The organism is Nocardia araoensis NBRC 100135 (genome assembly GCF_000308435.1).
Taxonomy (GTDB): domain Bacteria; phylum Actinomycetota; class Actinomycetes; order Mycobacteriales; family Mycobacteriaceae; genus Nocardia; species Nocardia araoensis.
On the sequence record NZ_BAFR01000311.1, the window covers coordinates 1 to 6100 of the forward strand.

The window sequence follows — 6100 nt, forward strand, 5'->3', positions numbered from 1 at the left end:
GTGACCTGGACTCCACACCGTCTGCCACGGCCCGAACTCCCGCGGCAGGTCCCGCCACGGCGAACTCGTCGGCAAACCGGTACAGCATCCCCTCCACCACCAGCCGGTTGTTGGCGAAGTTACGACCCACCCGCCCTTTCGGATTTCGGCAACAGCAGCTCCAGCACCTAGAAGAGCGCCAGACGAGGCGCTACAACACCTCCGCCAATGGTCATTTGTCCAATATCCGTTGACACACTGATGGCTATTTCGTCAAATCGGACGTGCCGGCGCTGAATCGCTCGACGTGCCCGGAGATTCCGAACTCACCTGGGTGACAGTCACCTACCCCTACCTGCCCGGGATGAGATATGCGACGCCCTTGGCGCCAGCATGCCACCCCCATCAACTGGCATGGCGACGCATTCACGGTACCAACCAGCCTGGTCGCCGACCCCACCTTCGCCCACTCACACCCGCGAATGCATCCACCCGCCAAGGGTCGGAACGGCTCGGATAGGCGATTCATCCCGTACGCCCTTTTGGCACACCTTTGATCCGACCGAATTGCGAGCTTCTTCACGCACCGTTACCGATAGGTATATGAAAAGCGCTGGCGCACAACCGTACTGGCGATATATTGAGTTTCGTCGCACCCGATCATGGCAGCACAACACCAGGGGTGCGGCAACCGCAGATATGCAGCGACCCCGGCCCTCTCGTCACACGCAAAAGGGTGCCGGGGTCGTTCCGATCAGCGGTCGAAGTTGTATGTGCTCGTGCCGCGAGCGCGAACGGACTGGGTGGTGAGTCGGCAGCGTATGAACAGGTTTGTCAGCATGACGGCAGAGGGGAGTGCGGGTAACTCTGTGAGAGCGTGGGAGGTTGTTGCGGGTGTCGTCGAGGGTGGTGCTTTCGAGCTTCCGGAGGGGGTGGATGCTGTTATGGCGGAGGTCGACAGAACATTGGCTCCTCAAAGACCTAGACGTCAGATCGCGGCTGGCCGCTGGCATTCGTGCCGGCATCGCTGCGGAGCGTTTCCACATCCACGACCTGAACGCCGCACTCGACCTGGTCGGTGGAGTTGCCCTGGCGATACTGCGAACATCGCAGCGCGATCCGGCCGCCTTGACAGCGCCCTGGATAGACATCCTCGCCCAGCAGACGCTCACCTCACTGGGGCACCGTTGAGGCGGCGCGGCGAGCGAGCATCACGCGTACGCGGGTAAAAGTCAGGGTGCAGATCAGCGGGGCCATCGCCGGTCTGTTTCGTGTGCGAATAGTCCCGACGATCCTTCGAGTGGGCGAGGCAGCCGAACACGAGGCGAGAACCATACGCGAGATCGGTGACGGGGCAAAGATGGCTGCGCGGGAGGCGGAGAACGCCGACCTGGCGGGTGAGAGGCAGATTCTTGACAGTAAAGCCGCACCCGTTTCAGGCGTCAATCCGGTTCACGGCTTCAGAAACAGTACGAGCACACGCCTATCCGCCATATATGGCGACCGACTCAGAATTAGCGGGCACGGGCCCGCTACAAAACGACACCTACGTGACTTAGAACTTCTCCCGGACAGCTTCCATAACAAACTCCTCGGATACTTCGCCAGCCACCCCGAAGGCGGCATCGATATTATCGACGGCCCGGTCACCGACGTCATGACCGACCTTCGCGGAGTAACACCGCGCGGCTGGGCCCCCAAAAAGATCTGGGACAGGGTACCAGGACTGTATGATCCGTCAAAGCGCCGAGTGATCCTCGGCCGCAGGGGCGGTCACGGTTGTGTTTCCCTGGCATTGCACGAGACTGGTCATGCCTTCGACGCAGCCATCGGCCACGCGTCCGAGTCTGAAAAGTTCAGGAAACTGTACGACAAGATGGATATAACGGATCCTTATTTTGCTCAGCCGGGTAACGCCGGACGGGAAGAAACCTTCGCTGAGGGTCTTGCCGCCTGGGCACTCAACCGCCACATGCCACCCGAGTCCCGAGCTAAAGCCATCGCCGATGCACTCGACATAAGCAGAAGAAACAAACAGACTCAAGGGGCTCTACTCGACAGCTACTTCTCGAACCTATAACAACACCGTCTCGAGCCACAGCCGCTCTAAAAGGAACGATTCACTTGAAGGCAACACGCAACTCCGATGGAACTCTGACGGTGCCGATGCGCGCCGAAACCAACGGAATAATCGGTGACGCTCTCGTCACGATCGGTCCAGACCATCCCGACTACGAAGCATGGGACACCTGGCTACGCAGGCAAGAGGAAAACAAAAAGCCTAACTAATCTCGATTTCCAGCAAGGCCCGGTTCTTTCGGCGGCAGGATGTGAAGCGCCAACTCACACATCAGCCATAGACCGAAAGAACCGCCGTGTCTCACCGTAATGCCCCGCTCACCGTCGAGGGCCGCCACCGGCTCGTGGACCGCTGCCGGACCCGCCCGATCGCTCATGTCGCCGCCGAGATGGGCATCTCGCGGCAATGTGCATCGAAGTGGGTGAACCGGTTTCGCCGCTTCGGCGAGTTCGGCCTGCTCGATCGATCCTGCGTGCCGCACTGGTCGCCCACACCGTTGAGCAGCGCGGCAGATGGAGCAGGAAGCCGCTCGGAGTCTTGACGCCGTCACGTTCGAGGACCACGGTCTCGCCGATCCAATCCCCGCGCCGGCTTCCCAGCTCATCAACTGTGCGTGCAGGTTCGCGTACGAGTCCGACCCGGCCACTGCGATATCACCGGACCGCAGTTCGGCCGCCAGGTGCGAGAATACGCACACCTCGAGATGCCGCCGCGACAACATTCCCGGACGGCGCTTGTCTCGCAACACCTTCCGCCACTGCTCGCTGGCGAACACATCGACATCCACCCGCACCATCATGGAAACACCTCGTCTAGCGTGACGGCCGCCGCCCCTGGGAGACGGTGGACGTGCCGCCTACATGTTGTGCCTGTTGGAGCAGTTCCATCCACATCTCGAGCACTGCAACATCTTCGCGCCGTACTCGTCGCGGTGACCCGCGCGCAGTTGTTATCGGGTGCGGCGTGGGAGCGACCCGCGAGGTGGGCATGAACGCGCTGAACCTGCCGCGGACCCGGCGACGCTGCTAGCATGCCGCCGCGGTGGATGCCGCCTACCGGCAAGTCGCCGCCCGGCTGGACGGCGACGGCTCTGCCAGCGTCGATGAGGAGGGCAAGCTGTACCTGGCCGCGCTCGAGGTAGTGCTGGACGAGCCGTCACCGACCGATCTGCACCCGCGCGTCGAGGCGACGATGCCGGAGGTCGATCTGTCAGAGATGTGGGGAGGTGATGTCATGGGTGCCCGGGTTCACCGAGGTGTTCGTCCACGCCTCCGGCAACGACGCCCGCGTCACCGACCTCGGATTGTCGGTCACCACAGCATCCTGCGAGCATCCGATGAACGTGGGTTTCAAACCGCCAGCCCCGGCGTGCCCGCGCTGAGCCGGGACCGGCTCCATGACATCGCCCAGCACTATGTGCGACTCGAAACGGTGAGCACCGCCAATGTCGCACTGATCGAGGCTCAAGCGCGGTGCCGTTGGCGCGGACCTGAGACGTGCGCTGCTTCGCCCGAGAGTAGCGGCTGTTCGTGTCGGCAACTCTTGAAGCCTTACGAGTTGTTCACGGTCGACTGTCAGTGTAACGCCCCCGGCGTGACCGCGGAAATGCCATGGCGGGCAAGTAACTCTGCGTCGAGCAGCTGAGCCTGTCCATTCCCGACGGACCAATCGACGCGGTCGTTCTCCACCAGCGTGATGACCACGTCTTCGGGACGTATGCCAACCGCCGCGAGACGCTGCGCGATCTCGTGGTAGAGCCGCTGCTTGAGTGCGTCCGGGCGACCGCGCACCAGCGTGATCTGCAGGAACGCGACATTGCGGCGAGCGACCCCCAAGTAGTGGGGATCGAAGATCAACTCGTCGGCGCTGCGCCGCTCGATGATCTGGAACCGATCATCCGGCGGAATCCCGATGACCGTGGTCATGGCCTCGTGCACGCCATCCGCGATCGCGCGCACGGTAGCGGCGGGCGTGTCTTCCCGCAGGGTGATTCGGGTCAGTGGCACAGCGCCTCCTAGCTAGCTGTCATTTCCAAAGTCAGCCTAGATGACTTACGATTGTAAAGCTAGATAGGATGGCGGGCATGGAATGGAGTGAGCAGGATCCGTCCAACTGCAGCATCGGTCGCACCGCCGACATCGTCGGCAAACCCTGGGTGCTGGTGATCCTGCGCGAGATCTTCCGCGGCCTGCGCCGCTTCGACGAAATTCAGCAGCATCTGGCGGTCTCGGCCCCGATTCTGGCACGCCGCCTGGACTTTCTCGTCGAGTCCGCCCTACTCGTCCGCAGGCCCTACCGTCTGCCGGGTCGGCGAGAGCGACACGAATATCACCTCACATCTGCGGGTTCGGACCTCTTTCCGATTCTGGCCGCCTTGCACGAGTGGGGTGACGCGCATCTGGCCGATCCGGCAGGCCCCGCCACGAACTATCGGCACCGCGGCTGCGGCGCAAATGTGCGACTGCGACTGTCCTGCACTGACGGACACACACTGACCGCTGGGGTCGACGAGGTGCTGGTTGAACCCGGACCCGGAGCCCTGCGGCGGCAAATGTAGACCGAGTACCCCGTACCGCCGCGATCGCCTGCTACTTGCGTGGTAACGGGACAGGAATGGCGGTGGGCAATTTTGTCGGTGTGGGCAGGGCGGGCGCCGTCGGGTGCTGTGGCTTGGCCGTCGGTGGACGTGCAATCGTCGGCTCGGACGGTGGCGGCGCTGGCTTCCGCGTGGTCGGGGTGGTGGTTGTGGCAGTCGTCGGAATGCGTCGGACCGATGTGGTTGCCGTCTTGGTGGCCGGCGTTGTTGTAGTTCCGGTGGTCAATGGTGGTGTGGTATCGACGGACGTCGTAGTTGTCGTGCCGGTCGTTGTGGTCGTCGTGCCGACAGGGGTTGTTGTCTCGATCGATGAGGGGCTCGCCGAGAGGGTGCTGGTGGCCGGATCCTGGGTGGGGCCTCCGAAGGGCTGCACGGTCTGACCCGTGTCCGTTTGAGGGGTGGCCTGCACCGAGAAACTCGCATTCACGCTGACCGACAGACTGGCGCTGTAGGTGAGGTATCGGTGTTCGGCTCGCTCGTGGTGGTGTCGGTTGCCTCGGCCGACTCGCTGCTTGTCGTGTCGATCGTGGTGTCGGTCTCGCTGCCGGCGATGTCTGTTGCGGTATCACTTGCAATGGGCACATCACTCAAGGCACCGGAAGTGCCATCAACATCGCCTGCAATCGTCCCGATCTGTCTGGTCGGATCTCCCGTGTTCGACCTCACGGAGACCTCCGACGGCGCCATGGCAGCGTCCACGTGGTCGTTTCGCCTCGAATCCGTTGCTAACACGCATCCGGTAAGGAGTGCGATCAGTGCAACCGCGGCCGCGGCGCAGGGCAGGTGCCGGCGAAGGTCGCGGGCCTTGAGCCGCGGCGAGCGGAGAAGGTTGAAACACCCGGCGTATTGATGCCATCGACTCGAGTCCGAAGGTCTGAACCGCTCGTCACATAAACCGTCGCCGGCATCATCGTCATCGCCTGCGCTTCGTGAGCGGCCAGGCCCAGCGATGACATTTTCAGGCGTTCGCAAGAGCATTGTTGCCGGGCGATCGGCGGTCCCGCTGTCCGAAGTGCTGAGCAATTCGGTCACATCGGCGGCAGCCGTATCGGTATCAGGCGTGCCGATGATTTCGGTTGCCTCGAGATCGTTCGGGTCGGGTCCATACCTATTCAATGGTTGCATCAGTGTCTTCTTTTCACGGCGATTCGAGCCTGTCTGGGTTTCCGTATTCCGATCAGGCGGGTTCGGCAGGGATTCGGCGTACGAGATGAGCGGCAACGGACAGCCTGCCCCGTCCGCGCGCCCCCGATGTCCGAGTCATCGGTATCCTGTGGAATAAGGATATAACCGGTGTCGGTGCCGCTCGCCGCGTCAACCTGTAGGCAGTTGAACGCAGATGGCGAGCGTGGCCGCCCGGATCTCCCTGGCCACTATCGCCAGTCGGTGCCGGCGCACGAACTCGACCCTAACCATCGATTCGGAAGATTCCGCAGGCGGGTTGT

General features: G+C 62.6%; 5 protein-coding genes and 2 pseudogenes. 4 read left to right on the top strand and 3 right to left on the bottom strand.

The annotated features are described in order from the left end of the window. A pseudogene (locus ON21_RS40375) lies at window positions 1–139 on the bottom strand (transposase); the annotation flags it as partial. Window positions 140–1279: 1140 nt separating this feature from the next. Here ON21_RS40375 and ON21_RS38860 point away from each other — a divergent pair. Both ON21_RS38860 and ON21_RS37580 read left to right on the top strand, forming a co-directional pair. Then, complete coding sequence (locus tag ON21_RS38860; protein WP_157171048.1) at window positions 1280–2059, top strand: anthrax toxin lethal factor-related metalloendopeptidase; 780 nt, start codon at window positions 1280–1282, stop codon at window positions 2057–2059. Between the two features lie 295 nt (window positions 2060–2354). Next, window positions 2355–2549 (top strand): annotated as a pseudogene (locus tag ON21_RS37580) (helix-turn-helix domain-containing protein); the annotation flags it as partial. 1084 nt (window positions 2550–3633) lie between these two features. Here ON21_RS37580 and ON21_RS30940 read toward each other — a convergent pair. After that, window positions 3634–4065, bottom strand: a complete 432-nt coding sequence (locus ON21_RS30940; protein WP_051021517.1) for a tautomerase family protein — start codon at window positions 4063–4065, stop codon at window positions 3634–3636. 77 nt (window positions 4066–4142) lie between these two features. On the opposite strand from ON21_RS30940, the gene ON21_RS30945 reads away from it, so the two are divergent. Further along, window positions 4143–4616, top strand: coding sequence for a winged helix-turn-helix transcriptional regulator (locus tag ON21_RS30945; protein ID WP_039803905.1), 474 nt, complete (start codon window positions 4143–4145; stop codon window positions 4614–4616). Between the two features lie 62 nt (window positions 4617–4678). Then, window positions 4679–5035: a hypothetical protein gene (locus tag ON21_RS30950; protein WP_157171049.1), complete on the top strand. Its 357-nt coding sequence runs from the start codon at window positions 4679–4681 to the stop codon at window positions 5033–5035. A 43-nt stretch (window positions 5036–5078) separates the two neighbouring features. Here ON21_RS30950 and ON21_RS38865 read toward each other — a convergent pair whose 3' ends face one another. Beyond that, a complete protein-coding gene (locus tag ON21_RS38865; RefSeq protein ID WP_157171050.1) occupies window positions 5079–5876 on the bottom strand; it encodes a hypothetical protein in 798 nt (265 codons plus the stop codon). Window positions 5877–6100 lie beyond the last annotated feature (224 nt).

Bases quoted from the DNA above. Each gene is read 5' to 3' on its own strand.
- ON21_RS30945 (WP_039803905.1), top strand. From the start codon at position 4,143: ATGGAATGGAGTGAGCAGGATCCGTCCAACTGCAGCATCGGTCGCACC.